The organism is Achromobacter xylosoxidans (assembly GCF_001457475.1).
Classification (GTDB): Bacteria; Pseudomonadota; Gammaproteobacteria; order Burkholderiales; family Burkholderiaceae_B; genus Achromobacter; species Achromobacter xylosoxidans.
Genome location: NZ_LN831029.1, coordinates 4,773,510 through 4,790,465, shown reverse-complemented (window position 1 = coordinate 4,790,465; position 16,956 = coordinate 4,773,510). Strand labels below are relative to the sequence as shown.

General features: G+C 69.6%; 12 protein-coding genes. 8 read left to right on the top strand and 4 right to left on the bottom strand.

Annotated features, from left to right (window positions below):
- Nucleotides 1–20: 20 nt before the first annotated feature.
- Complete coding sequence (locus tag AT699_RS21455) at nucleotides 21–1,283, bottom strand: 4-aminobutyrate--2-oxoglutarate transaminase (RefSeq protein WP_024069815.1); 1,263 nt, start codon at nucleotides 1,281–1,283, stop codon at nucleotides 21–23.
- Between the two features lie 95 nt (nucleotides 1,284–1,378).
- On the opposite strand from AT699_RS21455, the gene pdxR reads away from it, so the two are divergent.
- Entirely contained in the window at nucleotides 1,379–2,908 is a 1,530-nt protein-coding gene (gene pdxR, locus AT699_RS21450; protein ID WP_353630597.1) for a MocR-like pyridoxine biosynthesis transcription factor PdxR, read from the top strand.
- Between the two features lie 102 nt (nucleotides 2,909–3,010).
- Here pdxR and AT699_RS21445 read toward each other — a convergent pair whose 3' ends face one another.
- Nucleotides 3,011–3,922, bottom strand: a complete 912-nt coding sequence (locus tag AT699_RS21445; protein WP_020928819.1) for a DUF72 domain-containing protein — start codon at nucleotides 3,920–3,922, stop codon at nucleotides 3,011–3,013.
- Between the two features lie 110 nt (nucleotides 3,923–4,032).
- Here AT699_RS21445 and AT699_RS21440 point away from each other — a divergent pair, with 110 nt between their 5' ends.
- The 7 genes from AT699_RS21440 to AT699_RS21410 all read left to right on the top strand — a co-directional run bounded on the left by AT699_RS21440 (nucleotide 4,033) and on the right by AT699_RS21410 (nucleotide 14,585).
- The gene (locus tag AT699_RS21440) at nucleotides 4,033–6,123 is read left to right on the top strand and encodes an ATP-dependent helicase (RefSeq protein WP_024069814.1); all 2,091 of its coding nucleotides are present in this window, start codon (nucleotides 4,033–4,035) and stop codon (nucleotides 6,121–6,123) included.
- Nucleotides 6,124–6,246: 123 nt separating this feature from the next.
- Complete coding sequence (locus tag AT699_RS21435) at nucleotides 6,247–7,257, top strand: magnesium and cobalt transport protein CorA (protein ID WP_006387759.1); 1,011 nt, start codon at nucleotides 6,247–6,249, stop codon at nucleotides 7,255–7,257.
- A gap of 102 nt (nucleotides 7,258–7,359) precedes the next feature.
- A complete protein-coding gene (locus tag AT699_RS21430) occupies nucleotides 7,360–8,025 on the top strand; it encodes a thermonuclease family protein (RefSeq protein WP_020928817.1) in 666 nt (221 codons plus the stop codon).
- Nucleotides 8,026–8,165: 140 nt separating this feature from the next.
- Nucleotides 8,166–10,403 carry an ABC transporter substrate-binding protein gene (locus AT699_RS21425; protein WP_024069813.1) on the top strand — a complete coding sequence of 746 codons (2,238 nt, stop codon included), beginning with the start codon at nucleotides 8,166–8,168 and terminating at the stop codon, nucleotides 10,401–10,403.
- Nucleotides 10,400–11,377, top strand: a complete 978-nt coding sequence (locus tag AT699_RS21420) for an ABC transporter permease (RefSeq protein WP_006387762.1) — start codon at nucleotides 10,400–10,402, stop codon at nucleotides 11,375–11,377. The genes AT699_RS21425 and AT699_RS21420 overlap by 4 nt, the downstream gene beginning before the upstream one ends.
- A 5-nt stretch (nucleotides 11,378–11,382) precedes the next feature.
- Nucleotides 11,383–12,891, top strand: a complete 1,509-nt coding sequence (locus AT699_RS21415) for an ABC transporter permease (protein WP_024069812.1) — start codon at nucleotides 11,383–11,385, stop codon at nucleotides 12,889–12,891.
- Nucleotides 12,888–14,585 (top strand): ABC transporter ATP-binding protein, encoded by a 1,698-nt coding sequence (locus AT699_RS21410; RefSeq protein ID WP_024069811.1) that lies wholly within the window; start codon nucleotides 12,888–12,890, stop codon nucleotides 14,583–14,585. Before AT699_RS21415 ends, AT699_RS21410 begins: the two co-directional genes overlap by 4 nt.
- Before the next feature lie 55 nt (nucleotides 14,586–14,640).
- On the opposite strand, the gene AT699_RS21405 is transcribed toward AT699_RS21410, so the two are convergent.
- Nucleotides 14,641–15,180 (bottom strand): MarR family winged helix-turn-helix transcriptional regulator, encoded by a 540-nt coding sequence (locus tag AT699_RS21405; RefSeq protein WP_006387765.1) that lies wholly within the window; start codon nucleotides 15,178–15,180, stop codon nucleotides 14,641–14,643.
- 28 nt (nucleotides 15,181–15,208) lie between these two features.
- Complete coding sequence (locus AT699_RS21400; protein WP_024069810.1) at nucleotides 15,209–16,807, bottom strand: collagen-like triple helix repeat-containing protein; 1,599 nt, start codon at nucleotides 16,805–16,807, stop codon at nucleotides 15,209–15,211.
- Between the last annotated feature and the right edge of the window lie 149 nt (nucleotides 16,808–16,956).

The window sequence follows — 16,956 nt, the reverse complement described above, 5'->3', positions numbered from 1 at the left end:
CCGGATGATCGGATTGGCGCTTAGGCGGCCAGCGACTCGGCCAGGATGTCCAGCGCGCGGTCGAACTGGGCGTCGGGAATGGTCAAGGGGTACAGGAAGCGCAGGACGTTGCCGTACACGCCGCAGCTTAGCAAGATCAGGCCTTGCGCGATGGCGCGGGCCTGCACCTTCTTGACCGCCTCGGCATCGGGCTTGCCGTTGGCGTCGTTCAGTTCCAGCGCCACCATCGAACCCAGGCCGCGCACGTCGGCGATGCCCGGCACCTTGGCGCGCAGGCCCTCGAGGCGGGCGCGCAGCTTGTCGCCCAGTTGCACGGCGCGCTCGCACAGCTTTTCCTCGGCGATCACGTCCAGCACGGCGTGGGCCGCGGCCACCGCCAGCGGGTTGCCGGCGTAGGTGCCGCCCAGGCCGCCGGCGGCCGGGCCGTCCATGACGTCGGCGCGGCCGACCACGCCCGAGATCGGGAAGCCGCCGCCCAGGCTCTTGGCCATGGTGATCAGGTCGGCCTGCACCGAATGGTGCTCCATGGCGAACAGCTTGCCGGTGCGGCCGAAGCCGGTCTGCACTTCGTCGGCGATCAGCAGGATGCCGTGCTCGTCGCAGATCTTGCGCAGCGCCGTCATCAGTTCGGGCGGGGTGATGTTGAAGCCGCCTTCGCCCTGCACCGGTTCGATGATGATCGCGGCGACGCGCTTGGGATCGATGTCGACCTTGAACAGCAGGTCCAGCGCCTTGAGCGAGTCGGCCACGGTGATGGACTGGGTGCCGTTGGGGAACGGCACGTGGTAGATGTCGCCCGGCATCGGGCCGAACGACAGCTTGTAGGGGGCGACCTTGCCGGTCAGCGCCATGCCCAGCATGGTGCGGCCGTGGAACGAGCCCGAGAAGGCGATGACGCCCGAACGGCCGGTGGCCGAGCGCGCGATCTTGACGGCGTTTTCGACGGCTTCGACGCCGGTGGTGAAGAAGGCCGACTTCTTCAGGCCGTCGATCGGGGCCAGGCGGTTGATGCGCTCGGCCAGCGACACATAGCCTTCGTACGGCACGATCTGGTAGGCCGTGTGGGTGAAGTTGTCGAGCTGGGCGCTGACGGCGGCCTTGACCTTGGGGTGCAGGTGGCCGGTGTTCAGCACCGCGATGCCGCCCGCGAAATCGATGTATTCCTTGCCGTCGGCATCCCACAGCGTGGCGTTCTCGGCGCGCACGGCGTAGAAATCACACATGACGCCGACGCCGCGCGGCGTGGCCAGGGAACGGCGGGTATTCAGGTCCTGATTCTTCATCTCAGCCTCGGATGGCAAGTGGGCGGTAAAGCCTTACTTTAATGCTACTATGGCCCCATTGGTGGGAACCACTTTTATAAATCAGGTAGAACCAATTGCGGTCCATCGTTGGAGACTTGCTGCAACTGCGCCTGGCCGATGCCGCCGGCGGGCCGATGAACAAGCGCCTGTACCACGGCATCCGCGAAGCCATCCTGGATGGATCCATCGCCGCCGACTCGCGCCTGCCCGCCTCGCGCGACCTGGCCGCCGAACTCGGCATCGCCCGCAATACCGTGGTGCACGTCTATGGCCAGTTGCTGGCCGAAGGCTACACCCGCAGCCTGCAGGGCAACGGCACCTTCGTCAATGCCTCGCAGCCCGACTCCTATCTGGCCAGCGGCCGCCAGTCGCGCCGCGCGCCGGTGCCGCAACCGCGTCCGGCGCTGTCGGCGCGCGGCGCCGCCATCGTCGACGGCGTGTCGGCCTCGCCCTACCAGTGGGGCGCCTTCATGCCGGGCGTGCCCGACCTGACCGAATTTCCGCACAAGAAGTTCGGCCGCATCTTTTCCGCGCTGTGGCGCAACCCCACCCCCGACCTGCTCACCTACGCCTATGGCGGCGGCCTGCCGGCCCTGCGCGAGGCGCTGGCGCAGCACCTGGCGCTGACGCGCTCGATCGACTGCGATCCCGACCAGATCCTCATCACCGAAGGCTCGCACCAGGCCATCGACCTGGCCACCCGCATCCTGGGCGAGGCGGGCGAGACCGCCTGGGTCGAGGACCCGGGCTACTGGGGCGCGCGCACGGTGCTGCAGGCCAACGGCCTGCACACGGTGCACCTGCCGGTGGACGAGGAAGGCATGCGGCTGCCGGACGCCGACCTGGCGCCTGGCATGGCGCCGCCGCGCTTCATCTTCGTGACCCCGTCGCACCAGTATCCGCTGGGGCCGGTGATGTCGCTGGCGCGGCGCCGGCAGTTGCTGGCGGTGGCGCGGCGCCATGGCAGCTGGATCATCGAGGACGACTACGACAGCGAATTCCGCTTCTCGGGCCGGCCGATCGCCTCGCTGCTGGGGCTGGAGCCGGACGCGCCCGTGATCTACATGGGCACCTTCAGCAAGACGCTGTACCCGGGGCTGCGGGTCGGCTACCTGGTGCTGCCCAAGACCTTGACCGCGGCGTTCCAGGCGGCCCACGCCGAGCTCTACCGCGAAGGCCACCTGATGACGCACGCGGCGCTGGCCACCTTCATCGCCGAGGGCCACTACGCCGCCCACATCCGCCGCATGCGCATGTTGTACGGGCGGCGCCGCGCCATGCTGGTCAACCTGATCGAACGGCGCCTGGGGCCCGACTGGCTGCACCGCGACGCCAGCCTGGCCGGCCTGCACCTGGTGCTGACGCTGCCGCCGCACCTGGACGACCTGCGGGTGGTCGAGGTGGCGCGGCGCAAGGGCGTGCTGACGCGCGCGCTGTCGCGCTACTACGTCGGCGCCGAAGGCCGCCGGCCCGGCCTGCTGCTGGGCTATGCCTGCGTGCCGGAGCACGACATCGCGCGCAAGTTCGAGGTGCTGCTGGAAAGCCTGGCCGAAGTGGCGCGCATGACGCCCGCGGCGCCCGCGCTGGTGGCGCAGCCGGCCTGACTGCCGGCGTTGAAGGCCGGCGGCGCCGCACGGGCCTTGAAAGCCGGTGGCGGGCTGCCGGCGCTTGCAGCCTGCGCGCCGCGACCACACGGCGCGAGGGCCTCAGCCCAGGCGGTCCTGTCCGCCGCCCAGCGCCGCCGCGAAGGCCGCGGCGTTGCGCATGCCCTGGTCCTCGAAGTTGGTGTTGAACACCGCATGCGCCTGCGCGCTCCGTTGCGCCAGTTCCTGGAAGCGGCGCGCCAGTTCGGCCAGCTCGGCCTCCGAATACTCATATTGGAAGCGCCCTGACGAGGCGGCGCCGCCGGCGTTCCAGGTGGCGACGTTGCGGCCATGCAGCCGCAGCAGCGTCAGCTCGGGGTGGGTGCATTCCCAGACGGCCGGCACGCTGTTGTCGAAGCCCTGCGGCGCGTCCACCACGGTGTGCACCAGGCCCAGCTCGCGCTCTAGCGCCAGCGTTGCAGCCGTGGCCTCGGAGGAGTCGAACCAGCTGCGGTGGCGGAATTCGACCGACAGCAGGTGCTCCGGCAGGCGCCGCGCGCATTCGGCCACCAGCGCCTCGCCGCGCGCCCCGCGCCGCAGCCAGGGCGGGAACTGGAAGTGCACCGCGCCCAGCTTGCCGGCCATGCGCAAGGGTTCCAGCGCCAGCGTGTAGCGGCGCCAGAGTTCATCGCGCAGGTCGTCCGGCATGGCGTGGTGGTAGATGACCGGCTCGGGCCAGTCGGCCAGCTCGCGGCGGATGTCGGCGGGCAGGGCCGCCAGCGGCGTCTGGTGGCCGGTGAAAAGGCGGTAGGCCTTGATGTTGAAGACGAAATCGTCGGGCGTGCGCTGCGCCCACAGGTAGGCGTTCTCGGCGCTGGGCAGGGCGTAGTAGCTGGAATCGACCTCGGCCAGCCCGAAGCGGGTGGCGTAGAAGCGCAGCCGCGACTGGGCGTCGTGCGCCTCGCGCGGGTAGAAGCGGCCGCACGCCAGCAGCGTGGGGTCGGTCCAGGAAGCGGTGCCGGCAAGCAGGCGCATGGGGAAAACGGCGGTAGCGGGAGCGGGGGGCGATGCGGTTATGATACCTGGATATATCCCCAGGTATCGGGCCGCGCCGACCGCGCCCGCCGCCCACCATTCCACGCCCCATGTCCGACCAGAATTCCGCCCACCCGTCCAGCCGTCCCGATCCCCTGGCCGACCTCAACCCCGCCCAGCGCGAGGCCGCCGAATTCGGCGTCGGCGGCGCGGGCGACGACGGCCCGCTGCTGGTGATCGCCGGCGCCGGCTCGGGCAAGACCAACACCCTGGCGCACCGCGTCGCCCACCTGATCCTGAACGGCGCCGATCCGCAGCGCATGCTGCTGTTGACCTTCTCGCGCCGCGCCGCCCAGGAAATGGAGCGCCGCGTCGGCAGCGTGCTGCAGCGGGTCATGAACCTGCGCGGCACCCAGCAGGCGCCGTCGCTGCCGTGGGCCGGCACCTTCCACGCCATCGGCGCACGCCTGCTGCGCGACTGCGCCCAGCGCATCGGCCTGTCCGAGGCCTTCACCATCCACGACCGCGGCGACGCCGAGGACCTGATGGGCATGGTGCGGCACGAGCTCGGCCTGTCCGCCACCAAGTCGCGCTTTCCGCTCAAGGGCACCTGCCTGGCGATCTACTCGCGCGTGGTCAACAGCCAGACGCCGGTGGCCGACGTGCTGCACGGCACCTTCCCGTGGTGCGCGCAATGGGAGGACGAGCTCAAGAACCTGTTCCGCGCCTACGTCGCCGCCAAGCAGGACCAGCAGGTGCTCGACTACGACGACCTGCTGCTGTACTGGGCCGAGATGATGGGCGACGCGGCCATCGCCGCCGACGTCGGCGCCCGCTTCGACCACGTGCTGGTGGACGAATACCAGGACACCAACCGCCTGCAGGCCGCCATCCTGCTGGCCATGAAACCCGACGGCCGCGGCCTGACCGTGGTGGGCGACGACGCCCAGTCGATCTATTCGTTCCGCGCCGCCACGGTGCGCAACATCCTCGATTTCCCGGCCCAGTTCCCGCAGCCGGCCCGCGTCATCACGCTGGACCGCAACTACCGCTCGACCCAGCCCATCCTGAACGCCTCCAACGCCGTCATCGGCCTGGCCGCCGAACGCTACGCCAAGGATCTCTGGAGCGACCGGCAGTCGTCGCAGTTGCCCGAGCTGGTCACCGTCAGCGACGAGGCCGGCCAGGCCCGCTGGGTGGCCGACCAGGTGCTGGCGCAGCGCGAGGGCGGCGCCACGCTCAAGTCGCAGGCGGCGCTGTTCCGCACCTCCAGCCACAGCGCCGCGCTCGAACTGGAGCTGACCCGCCGCAACATCCCCTTCGTCAAGTTCGGCGGCCTGCGCTTTCTGGAAGCGGCGCACGTCAAGGACCTGCTGTCGCTGCTGCGCTGGGCCGAAAACCCGCGCGGGCGCATGGCGGGGTTCCGCGTGGCGCAACTGCTGCCCGGCATCGGTCCGGCCACCGCCGCCAAGCTGATGGACGCCATGACGCAATCGGCCGAACCGCTGCGCGCGCTGCGCGAATTCAAGCCGGGGGCGGCGGCGCAGGCCGAGTGGGGCGCGTTCGCCGACACCTACGCGGCGCTGGCCGACCCAAGCCTGCGCTGGCCGGCCGACGTCGACCTGGCGCTGCGCTGGTACGCCGGCCAGCTTGAACGGCTGTACGACGATGCGCGGGTGCGCAAGACCGACCTGGACCAGCTGGCGCGCATCGCCGCCGGCTACCCGTCGCGCGAGCGCTTCCTGACCGAGCTGACGCTGGACCCGCCCGACGCCACCAGCGACGAATCCGGCGCGCCATCGCGCGACGAGGACTACATGATCCTGTCCACCATCCACTCGGCCAAGGGCCAGGAATGGAAGGCGGTCTACGTGCTGAACGTGGTCGACGGCTGTATCCCGTCCGACATGAGCACCGGCAGCGCCGAAGAGATCGAGGAAGAAAGGCGTCTGCTGTACGTGGCCATGACGCGCGCCAAGGAACGCCTGCAGCTGATCGTGCCGCAGCGCTTCTACGTGCACCAGCAGACCGGCATGGGCGACCGCCACGTCTACGGCTCGCGCACCCGCTACATCACCAACGCCATGCTGCCGCTGTTCGACCACCTGCCCAAGCCGCCCGACCTGCCCGCGCGCGAGGCCAAGGCGCCGCAGGCGCCGAGCGTGGACGTGGCCAGGCGCGTGCGCAACCTGTTCGCGTAGGGCGCGTTCGCCGGGGCGCGGACCCGGACGCGGACGCCGCCGCGCGGCGGCGCCGGTGGGCTATCATCGGCCGATACGTTGGATACGCTGCACCCGCAGGGCTCGCATCGCCAAAGGATGTCTATGTCTACCGAAGCAACCGCCGCCGTCGCCGCGCCGCCCCAGGGCGAAGTCGTGGCCTCCATCGCCTATGTGAATGGCCGGCGCGACCACGAGGTGCCCATCGAGGAGGTGGGCAGGCACGTCGATCCCAAGCACGGCATGGTGTGGATCGGCCTGCGCAATCCCAGCCCCGAACGGCTTGCCGACGTCGTCAACCAACTGGGCGCCTGCGACAAGAACATGGAAGAAATGCTGGAGTCGCACCGCCGGCCCAAGATCATCGACTACGGCAACATGGTGCTGATCGTCGCCATCACCGTCGAGGTCGAGGCCGAGCGCCCCATCTTCGGTGAAACCCAGTTCCTGATCGGCGAAGGCTTCCTGGTCACCGTGCGGCGCGGCGCCACCGCCGGCCACAGCCCCTTGCGCGAACGGCTGGAGGCCTCGCCCGACCTGCTCAAGCGCGGCAGCGACTACGTCGCCTCCGAACTGCTGGACTGGCTGGTGGACCGCTACGTGGCGGCGGCCGGCAAGATCGAGTCGGTGGTCGAGGGCGCCGAGCAGAAGCTGCTGATCCGCGGCGCCAAGGACTCCGACATCCGCAGGCTGTACCGCCAGCGCCGCGACCTCCTGCGCATCCACACCGTGGTGTCGCCGCTGGCCGAGATCTGCCGCCGCCTGGCGCGGGTCGAGATGTCGGCGGTCGATGAACACGCGCGGCCGTATTTCGGCGAGGTGGCCGACCGCGTGCTGCGGGTCGATGAACTGTTCAATTCGCTGCGCGAGTCGCTGGCCTTCGCCTTCGAAGCCAGCCTGATGATCGGCCAGGCCGCGCAGAACGACACCACCCGCAAGCTGGCGTCATGGGCCGCCATCCTGGCCGTGCCCACCGCCATCGCCGGCATCTACGGCATGAACTTCAAGTTCATGCCCGAACTGGATTCGCCGTTCGGCTATCCGGTCACGCTGGGCGTGATCGTGTCGGTCTGTTCGCTGCTGTACTGGCGCTTTCGCAAGTCGGGCTGGCTGTAGCGCGGCGGACGGCGGCGCCGTGCCGGCGGCGACACACTGGCGCGCGCGGCGCCGGCCCGGCTGTGGCAAACTGCCTGCGTTTCTGATTCCGGAGCCCGGCTCGTGCGCGGCAAATCCCCCTTCGGCGGCAGCAAGCTGACCGCCCTCGTCGTCGCCCTGATCCTGGCCGCGGCCGGCGCCCTCGTCAACTGGCTGCAGCCTGCCCGGCAGGGGGGCGAGCGGCCGGCCGAACGACCCGCCGCCAGCGCGCCCGCGCCGCGCGGCAAGCCCGGCGCGGCCCTGGCCGGCGACGTTCCCGCCGGCAGCTATACCCTGACCGGCATGATCGTCAACGTCGCCGACGGCGACACCGTGACGCTGCGCGCGCCCGACGGCCAGCGCCGCATCCGCATGGACAGCATCGACGCGCCGGAAGAGGGCCATGGCAACGACCAGCCCGGCCAGCCCTACGCCGAGGCCGCGCGCCAGCACCTGGCCGGCCTGGTGGCCGGCAAGACCCTGACCGCCCAGTGCTACCAGAAGGACCAGTACGGCCGCGACGTCTGCGCGCTGATCCTGGACGACGGCCGCTCGGCCAACCGGCTGCAGGTCGAGGCCGGCTACGCCTGGGCCTACACCGCGCGTCAGGGCGACTACCTCAACGACAAGGCCATGCCCGAGTTGCAGCGCCAGGCCAAGGCGGCCGGCCGCGGCCTGTGGGCCGGCAAGGATCCGATGCAGCCCTGGAAGTGGCGCTACGACTGCTGGCGCCAGCGCCAGTGCGGCTGATTGGCGCTGGCCGGCGGGGGGTAATCCGTCCTGGTGTGTGTGGAGAGCCGCCTGCGCAAGTTCCCTAGGGGGATGCCAGGGTACTGGGGCGGATATACCTTTGCTATCCTCTGTCGCACTGAATAGAAGGAAAGGTTTCCATGCGTGCTTTGATGCGGCTCTGGGCGGCGGCCATGATGCTGTTGCTGGCGTTGGCGGGCTGCTCCCGGGACGGCAGTCCCATCAACAGCCCCTATCCGTCCGGCGCCGAAGGCCGGAACACCCTGTATTCCGCCTTCGTCAAGCGCTCGCCCAAGTACCTGGACCCGGCCAGCTCTTATTCCGGCGATGAAACCCCTTATACCTACAGCATCTATGAGACGCTGTACGGCTACCACTACCTCAAGCGGCCCTACGAACTGATCCCGCGCGCCGCGGCCTCGATCGACCCGCCGGTCTACCTGGACGCGCAGGGCAAGGTGCTGCCGGCCGATGCGCCGGGCGAGCAGATCGCCCAGAGCATCTACGACATCAGGATCAAGCCCGGCATGCGTTTCGCGCCGCACCCGGCCTTCGCCCGCAAGACCGACGGCAGCTACGACTACTTCCCGATCGCGCCCGAGGACCTGGCCGACAAGTTCGCCATTCCCGACTTTCCGCGCACCGGCACCCGCGAACTCACCGCCGACGACTACGTCTACGCCTTCCGCCGCCTGGCCAGCCCGCGCGTGGTGTCGCCGATCTATTCGCTGATGGCCGAATACGTGAGCGGCCTGAAGGAATATGGCGACCGCCTGCGCGAGCGTGACAAGGCGCTGCGCCGCGACCTTCCCGGCGGCGGTGGCGCGTCGTGGCTGGACCTGCGCGAGCCGGACGGCTTCACCGGCGTGCAGGCGCTCGACCCGCACACGCTGCGCATCCGCGTCAACGGCAAGTACCCGCAGTTCAAGTACTGGCTGGCCATGACCTTCACGGCGCCCGTGCCCTGGGAGGCCGACCGCTTCTACAACCAGCCCGGCATGGCCGAGCACGACCTGTCGCTCAACACCTGGCCGGTCGGCACCGGCCCCTACATGCTGGCCGAGTCGCTGCAGAACCGCCGCCACGTGCTGGCGCGCAACCCCAACTTCCACGGCGAACCCTATCCCTGCGAAGGCGAGCCGGGCGATCGCGCCGCCGGCCTGCTGGCCGATTGCGGCAAGCCCACGCCGTTCATCGACCGGGCGGTGTTCAGCGTCGAGAAGGAAGCCATTCCGCTGACCGGCAAGTTCATGCAGGGCTACTACGACGTGCCGCAGATCGAGCGCGGCGAGTACGGCGTGGCCATGCTGGTGGCCGCTGGCGACAGCCAGGACAAGGCGCGCAAGTACGCCGAGCACGGCATCCGCCTGCCCACCACGGTCGAGACCGCCAACTGGTACATGGGCTTCAACTGGCTCGACCCGGTGGTGGGCAAGGGCGACACGCCCGAGCAGGCCGAGAAGAACCGCAAGCTGCGCCAGGCCATCAGCATCGCCTTCGACTGGGAAGAATACGTGGCGGTGTTCGAGAACAGCCAGGCCTCGGTGGCCTACGGCCCGGTGCCGCCCGGTGTGCTGGGCTACCGCGAACCGCCCGAGGGCGTGAACCCGGTGGTCTACGACCTGGTCGACGGCAAGCCGGTGCGCAAATCCATCGAGACGGCGCGCAAGCTGCTGGCCGAGGCCGGCTACCCCGACGGCCGCAACGCCGTCACCGGCGCGCCGCTGGTGCTGTACTACGACTCCATGACGGGCGGCGGCTCCAACCCGCAGTTCGACTGGATGCGGCGGCAGATGGCCAAGATCGGCGTGCAGATGGACGTGCGCTCGACCGACTACAACCGCTTCCAGGACAAGATGCGGCGCGGGTCGGCGCAGATCTTCCTGTGGGGCTGGAACGCCGACTACCCCGACGCCGAGAACTTCCTGTTCCTGCTGTACGGCCCCAACGCCAAGGCCAAGGGCGGCGGCGAGAACGCCGCCAACTACGACAGCCCCGAATACGACAGGTTGTTCGAGCAGATGAAGTTCCTGGACGATGGCCCCGAAAAGGAAGCGCTGATCCAGCGCATGGTCGCCATCGTGCAGCGCGACGCGCCCTGGATGTTCGGCTACTTCCCGATGTCGGGCGGCGCCTACCAGCAATGGGTCGGCAACGCCAAGCCCACTCAGATGGTGCGCAACACGCTGCAGTACATGAAGATCGATCCCGCCCTGCGCGAGCGCAAGATCGATGAATGGAATTCCCCCATCTGGTGGCCGGTGGGCCTGTTCGTGCTGCTGATCGCGCTGGCGATCTGGCCGTCCTACGTGGCGCTCAAGCGGCGCGAACGGCAGACCGCCTTCGCCCAGGCTTCCCGCAAGGAGCATCAATCATGATCGGCTACGTCATCCGCCGGCTGCTGTACGGCGTGCTGATTCTGATCGGCGTGAACCTCTTCACCTTCATCCTGTTCTTCGCGGTCAACACGCCCGACGACATGGCGCGCCTGGCCATCGGCGGCCAGCGCGTCAGCCAGGACGCGGTCGAGAAATGGAAGGTCGAGCACGGCTACGACAAGCCGCTGTTCTACAACGCCCAGGCCAAGGGTTCGGCGCAACTGACCGACACCGTGTTCTACCAGCGCTCGGTGCCGCTGCTGGCGATGGACTTCGGCGCCTCCGACGGCGGCCGCGACATCGGCCGCGAGATCCAGACGCGCATGGGGCCGAGCCTGGCGCTGGCGGTGCCGACCTTCTTCCTGGGGCTGTTCGCCAGCATCGTGTTTTCACTGACGCTGGTGTACTTCCGCGCCACCCGGCTGGACTTCTGGGGCGTGGTGGTGTGCGTCATCCTGCTGTCGATCTCCAGCCTGTTCTACATCATCGCCGGGCAGTGGATGTTCGCCAAGCTGCTGCGGCTGGTGCCGTTCTCGGGCTTCGAGGGCGGCCTGGACATGATCAAGTTCCTGGCGCTGCCGGTGCTGGTGGCGATCGTCTCGCGCCTGGGCCCCGAGGCGCGCTTCTACCGCACCCTGTTCCTGGAGGAAATCGGCAAGGACTACGTGCGCACCGCCCGCGCCAAGGGGCTGGCCGAGCGCGTGGTGCTGTTTCGCCACGTGCTGCGCAACGCCATGCTGCCGATCCTGACCAGCACCGTGGCCGCCTTGCCGCTGCTGTTCATGGGCAGCCTGATCGCCGAGTCCTTCTTCGGCATCCCGGGCCTGGGCAGCTACACCATCGACGCCATCAACGCGCAGGACTTCTCCATCGTGCGCGCCATGGTGTTCCTGGGGGCGTCGCTGTACATCGTCGGGCTGATCCTGGCCGACATTTCCTACACGCTGGCTGACCCCCGCGTCCGATTCGAGTAGCCGCCATGCCCAAGTTCGTATTCCTCTGGACCGACATTGCGCTGTGGCTCATGGTGCTGGGCGCGCTGGCCTACGCCTGGCGGGTGCGGCGCAGCCCGAACCTGCGTTCGACCTGGGCGCGGGTAGCGCGCGACACGCCGGCCATGTGCTCGGCGGTGGTGCTGGCGGCGTTCGCGCTGGTCGGCCTGCTCGATTCCGTCCATTACCGGCCGCAGCTGCCGCCCGCGCCCGGCGCGGCCGCCGACGCCGCGCCGGTCTACGCACCGGCGGTCAAATCGGCGCTGGACGGCCTGTTGCGCGGCAGCGTGCTGACCCAGCCCGAGAAGACCTATTCCAGTCCGCTGGCGGTGCGCCAGTTCACCAAGGAAACCCTGCTGGTCGACGACAAGCCGGTGCGCGATTTTCCGCGCCTGCGGGCGGCCGGCACGCACCTGGCCGACCCCGACCGCGACCACCTGGGCGACGTCTACTACCGGCTGGGCCTGGGCCTGGCGGCGGGGCTGGCGGTGGCGCTGATCGGCGCCGGCCTGCTGTTCGCCTGCCTGGCGCGGCGCGGCGGCGCGTCGGCGGCGGCCGAGGCCCTATTGGGCGGGCGCGCCGAGGTGCCGTGGCGCGCCATGGCCATCACCTTCACCCTGCTGTGCCTGGTGGCGGGGGCGCTGGCCGGGCTGTCCAGCGGCTACCACGCCCTGGGCACCGACCGCATCGGCAACGACGTGCTTTGGCAGGCGCTCAAGAGCATCCGCACCGCGCTCGTCATCGGCAGCCTGACCACGCTCGCGATGCTGCCGCCGGCCATCGTCTTCGGCATCGCGGCGGGCTACTTCAAGGGCAGGATCGACGACGCCATCCAGTATCTCTACACCACCATCACCTCGATCCCGGGCGTGCTGCTGGTGGCGGCCTGTGCGCTGATGATGCAGGTGTACATCGACAACCACGCCGAGCTGTTCGACACCTCCGCGGCGCGCGCCGACCTGCGCCTGTTCCTGTTGTGCATGATCCTCGGCTTCACCGGCTGGGCCGGGCTGTGCCGCCTGCTGCGCGCCGAAACGCTCAAGCTGCGCGAGCTGGAATACGTGCAGGCCGCGCGCGCCTTCGGCGTATCGCACTGGCGCATCATGACGCGCCACCTGCTGCCCAATGTCGCGCACCTGGTGCTGATCACCGTGGTGCTGGAATTCTCCGGCCTGGTGCTGTACGAGGCGGTGCTGTCCTATCTGGGCATCGGCGTCGATCCCAGCATGAATTCGTTCGGCTCGATGATCGACGGCGCCCGCCTGGAAATGTCGCGCGACCCGATGATCTGGTGGAACCTGATGACCGCGTTTCTTTTCATGCTGGCCCTGGTGCTGGCCGCCAACCTGTTCGCCGACGCGGTGCGCGACGCCTTCGATCCGCGCACCCGCCGCTACAAGCCGGGCCGCCTGCCGGGCATGGGCTGGTTCGGCCGCCGTCCGGGCGCCGCGCTGGCGGCCGATGCCCGCGCCACCAAATCCGGAGACGCGCCATGAGCCAGCAGGATAACCGCCAGGACACGCCCCTGCTGGCCGTGCGCGGGCTGGACGTCGACATCGCCGGCGACAGCGGCATGACGCACGCGGTCAAGCGCCTGCAGCTGGCCATCTCGCAGCGCGAGACCTTCGCCCTGGTGGGCGAGTCCGGCTGCGGCAAGAGCATGACGGCGCTGGCGCTGTTGCGCCTGCTGCCGGACGCCGGGCGCATCGTCGGCGGCCAGATCGACCTGGATGGCGAAGACCTCAACCGCCTGCCCGAGAGCGCCATGCGCGGCGTGCGCGGCGGCCGCATCGGCATCATCTTCCAGGAACCGTCCACCAGCCTGAACCCCGTCATGCGGGTCGGCGACCAGATCATCGAGACGCTGGCGGCGCACACGCCGCTGCGCGGCGCCGCGGCGCGCGCCCGCGCCATCGACTGGCTGCGGCGGGTCGGCATCCCGGAGCCCGAGCGGCGCGTGGACGATTACCCATTCCAGTTCTCCGGCGGCCAGAAGCAGCGCGTCATGATCGCCATCGCGCTGGCGGCGGAACCCCTGCTGCTGATCGCCGACGAGCCCACCACCGCGCTGGACGTCACCGTGCAGGCGCAGGTGCTGGACCTGCTGGCGGGCATCCAGCGCGAGATCGGCATGGCGGTGCTGCTCATCACCCATGACCTGGCGGTGGTGCGTAACGTGGCTCATCACGTGGCCCTGATGCGCGGCGGCGAAATCGTCGAAAGCGCCAGCGCCGAGGAATTCTTCCGCGCGCCCAAGCATCCCTACGCGCGCCAGTTGTTCGACGCCATTCCCACCTTTGAAAAGCGCGGCGTGCCTCTCAGCCAGGCCGGCCGCGCGGCCCAGGCGCAGGACGCGGCCCGCAAGCGGCCGCGCGAGCCGGGCGTGGTTCTCGACGTGCAGGACCTGAAGGTCCATTACCCGGTGCGCAAGGGCCCGCTGCGGCGCGTGGCCTCGTGGGTCAAGGCGGTCGACGGCGTGACGTTCACGCTGCGTGCCGGCGAAACCCTGGCGTTGCTGGGCGAGTCCGGTTGCGGCAAGACCACCACCGGCAAGGCGCTGCTGCGCCTGATCGACGGCGCCCGTATCTCGGGCCGCGCCATGCTGCAGGGGCAGGACCTGCTGACCGCCGACCGCGCCCGCTTGCAGCGGCTGCGCCAGGACATCCAGATCGTGTTCCAGGACCCGTACGCATCGCTCGATCCGCGCATGCGGGTCGGCGACATCCTCGACGAAGGCCTGGAGTCGCTGCGCCGCGGCATGGGCGCGCGCGAGCGACGCGACCGCGCCGTCCGCCTGGTCGAGCGCGTCGGCCTGCCGGCCAACACGCTGTCGCGCTATCCGCACGAGTTCTCCGGCGGCCAGCGCCAGCGCATCGCCATCGCCCGGGCCCTGGCGGTCGAACCCAAGGTGCTGATCTGCGACGAGCCGACCTCGGCGCTGGACGTCTCGGTGCAGGCGCAGATCCTCGACCTGCTGCGCGAGCTGCAGGACGAGCTGGGCATCGCCTACCTGTTCATCACCCACAATTTCGGCGTGGTCGAGTACCTGGCCGACCGCATCGCGGTCATGGACGGCGGCCGCATTGTCGAACTGGGCGAGGCCGACGCGGTGCTGCACGCGCCGCGCCAGGACATGACGCGCCGGCTGCTCGACGCGGTGCCGCGGCTGCAATTCGGCGCGCCCGAATGAAAACCGCGCCCCGATCCTGGCGGATCGGGGCGCGGCATGCGCGCGCCTGGGCGGCTCAGTCGTGGGCGTTGCGGGTTTCGAGCCAGACCAGCGTGTCGTGCCGCAGGGCGCGGACACATTGCGCCAGGAAGGCATGCACCACTTCCAGCTCGCCGGCGTCGTAGCGCCGGGCCATCAACACCACCGCCTCGGCCACCCACTGGCGTTCCTGGGCCAGTTGCTGGCATTGCTCCTCGACCGGCCGGATCACGATCATGCGGCGATCCAGCGGATGGCGGCCGCGTTGCACATAGCCGGCCGCCTCCAGGCGGTTGATCAAGGCGGTGGCGCCGCCGGAGCTGATGCCCATCAGCTGGGCCAGTTGCCCGGTGGGCAGGGCATCGAACTCCATCACCAGTTCCAGCGCTTTCAGATCCGCCAGGGGGATACCCAGTTTCTCCGCCAGGGCCGACTGGCACGCCGCGTTGTACACGGCGAACTGCCGGCCCAGCATCAGGGCGATATCGTCAAGCATTCCGGGACGCAGGTCACTATTGCGGGATTCAGGCATCACGGTCACATGCTCGTGGTGGACGATGGTTTCTTGTTGCAGCATGGCGTCGCTCCCTCACGGATCCCGTCGATTACTTCTTGGCGGTCAGGCCGCCGAGCAGGCCGCCCAGCAAGCCGCCGTTGGTGGTGCCTCCGGTGCTGGCGCCGCCGCTGACGCCGGCCGTCACGCCGCCCAGCAGGCCGCCGAGCAGGCCGCCGTTGCTGGCCGTGCCCGTGGCGCCGCCACCGGCGCTGGCGCCCGCGCCCGCGCTGGCCGTCGCGCCGCCCGTCAGGCCGCCCAGCAAGCCGCCCAGCAGGCCGCCGTTGGCGCCCGCGGCGCCGCCGGCCGTGCCACCGGTGGCGCCGGTCACGCCGCCCAGCAGGCCCCCCAGCAAGCCGCCGTTGGCCGCGCCGCCCGTGGCCCCGCCCAGGTTGCCGGTCACGCCGCCGAGCAGGCCGGTCACCGGAGCCAGCAGGCCGCCGTTACCGCCCGCCGCGCCGCCGGTCACGCCACCCAGGATGCCGGTGATCGGGCTGAGCAGGCCGCCGTTGTTGCCGCCCACCGCGCCGCCCAGGCCCAGGCCACTGGTCAGGGAGGCGACCGCGCCGGTGGCATTGGCCAGCGTGTTGCCGAGCGGGTTGGTGTTGCCGGGCGTGGCATTCAACAGGCCGCCGGCACTGCTGACCGCGCCGCCCAGGCCTTGCAGCACGCCATTCAAACCGGCCACGTTGCCGCCGGGCAATTGCGTGCCCAGGTTGCTGACGGTGCCGCCCAGGGTGTTGAGCAGGCCGGCGACCGGCGCGCCCAGCTTGGTGGTGGCGCCCACTTGCTGGGTCAGGCCGACCACCGTGCCGGCCAGGGGGCTGGCCGTCGGGTCGAGCGCCGCGCCGATGCCCCCGAGGGTCGGTTGCAGGCCCAGCGGCAACACGTTGTCGACGGTCTTGCCGACGTTGCCGAGGGCCGGTTCGAGCAAAGGCTTGGACGGTCCCCCCAGCACGCCGCCGGTCACGCCGCCGACCAATTGGGTCACGGGGTTCAGCAGGCCGCCCTGGCCGGACAGGCCGGCGGTCAGGGCGCCCACCGCGTTGGTGGCATTGCCCAGCACCGTGGTCAGCGGTTGCGGATTCTTGGGATCGGCATTGAGCAGGCCGCCGGTGCTGGCGACCGTCTTGCCCAGGCCTTCGACCAGGCCGCCGACGCCGCTGCTCAGGCCGCCGGGCAGCCCGGTGCCTTTGACCGTGGTGCCCAGGTCCTGCACCAGTCCGCCGACCTGCTTGACGGTGCCGTCGACCGGTTGGCCCAGGCCGGTGGTGGCGCCGATCTCCTGCGTCAGGCCAACCACCGTATCGACCACCGGCTTGACGGTGGGATCCAGCGCCTTGCCGACGCCGCCCAGCGTGGTGCCCAGATTTAACGGCAGCGTATTGTCGACGGCGCCGCCGGTATTGCCGAGCGTGGTCTGCAGCAAGCCGGTCGTGACCGGATCGGTCGGGTTGTTCGGATTATTCGGGTTGTTCGGGTTATTCGGACCGCCGGGATTGGTGGGAATATTCGTGCCGGGCAGGGAAGCCGAACTCTTGTGGCCACCACCACCGCCGCCGCATGCGGCCAGCGCGCTCATCAGAGCGGCCGCCATGACGGTGGAGGTCAGAATACGTTGTACGCGCTGCGTTTCAATCTTGGCATTCATGGCGAGCTCCTGTGGGGGAAGTGTCAGGCGTCGAAACTGCCCGATACATCCCTACATGCATAAACCGTGCCAATATTTTCCGAATGCCGTCCGGCAACGTGGCGAGGTATTTTTCTTTCCTTAAAAAATCCTTTTAAATCAATGTGTTA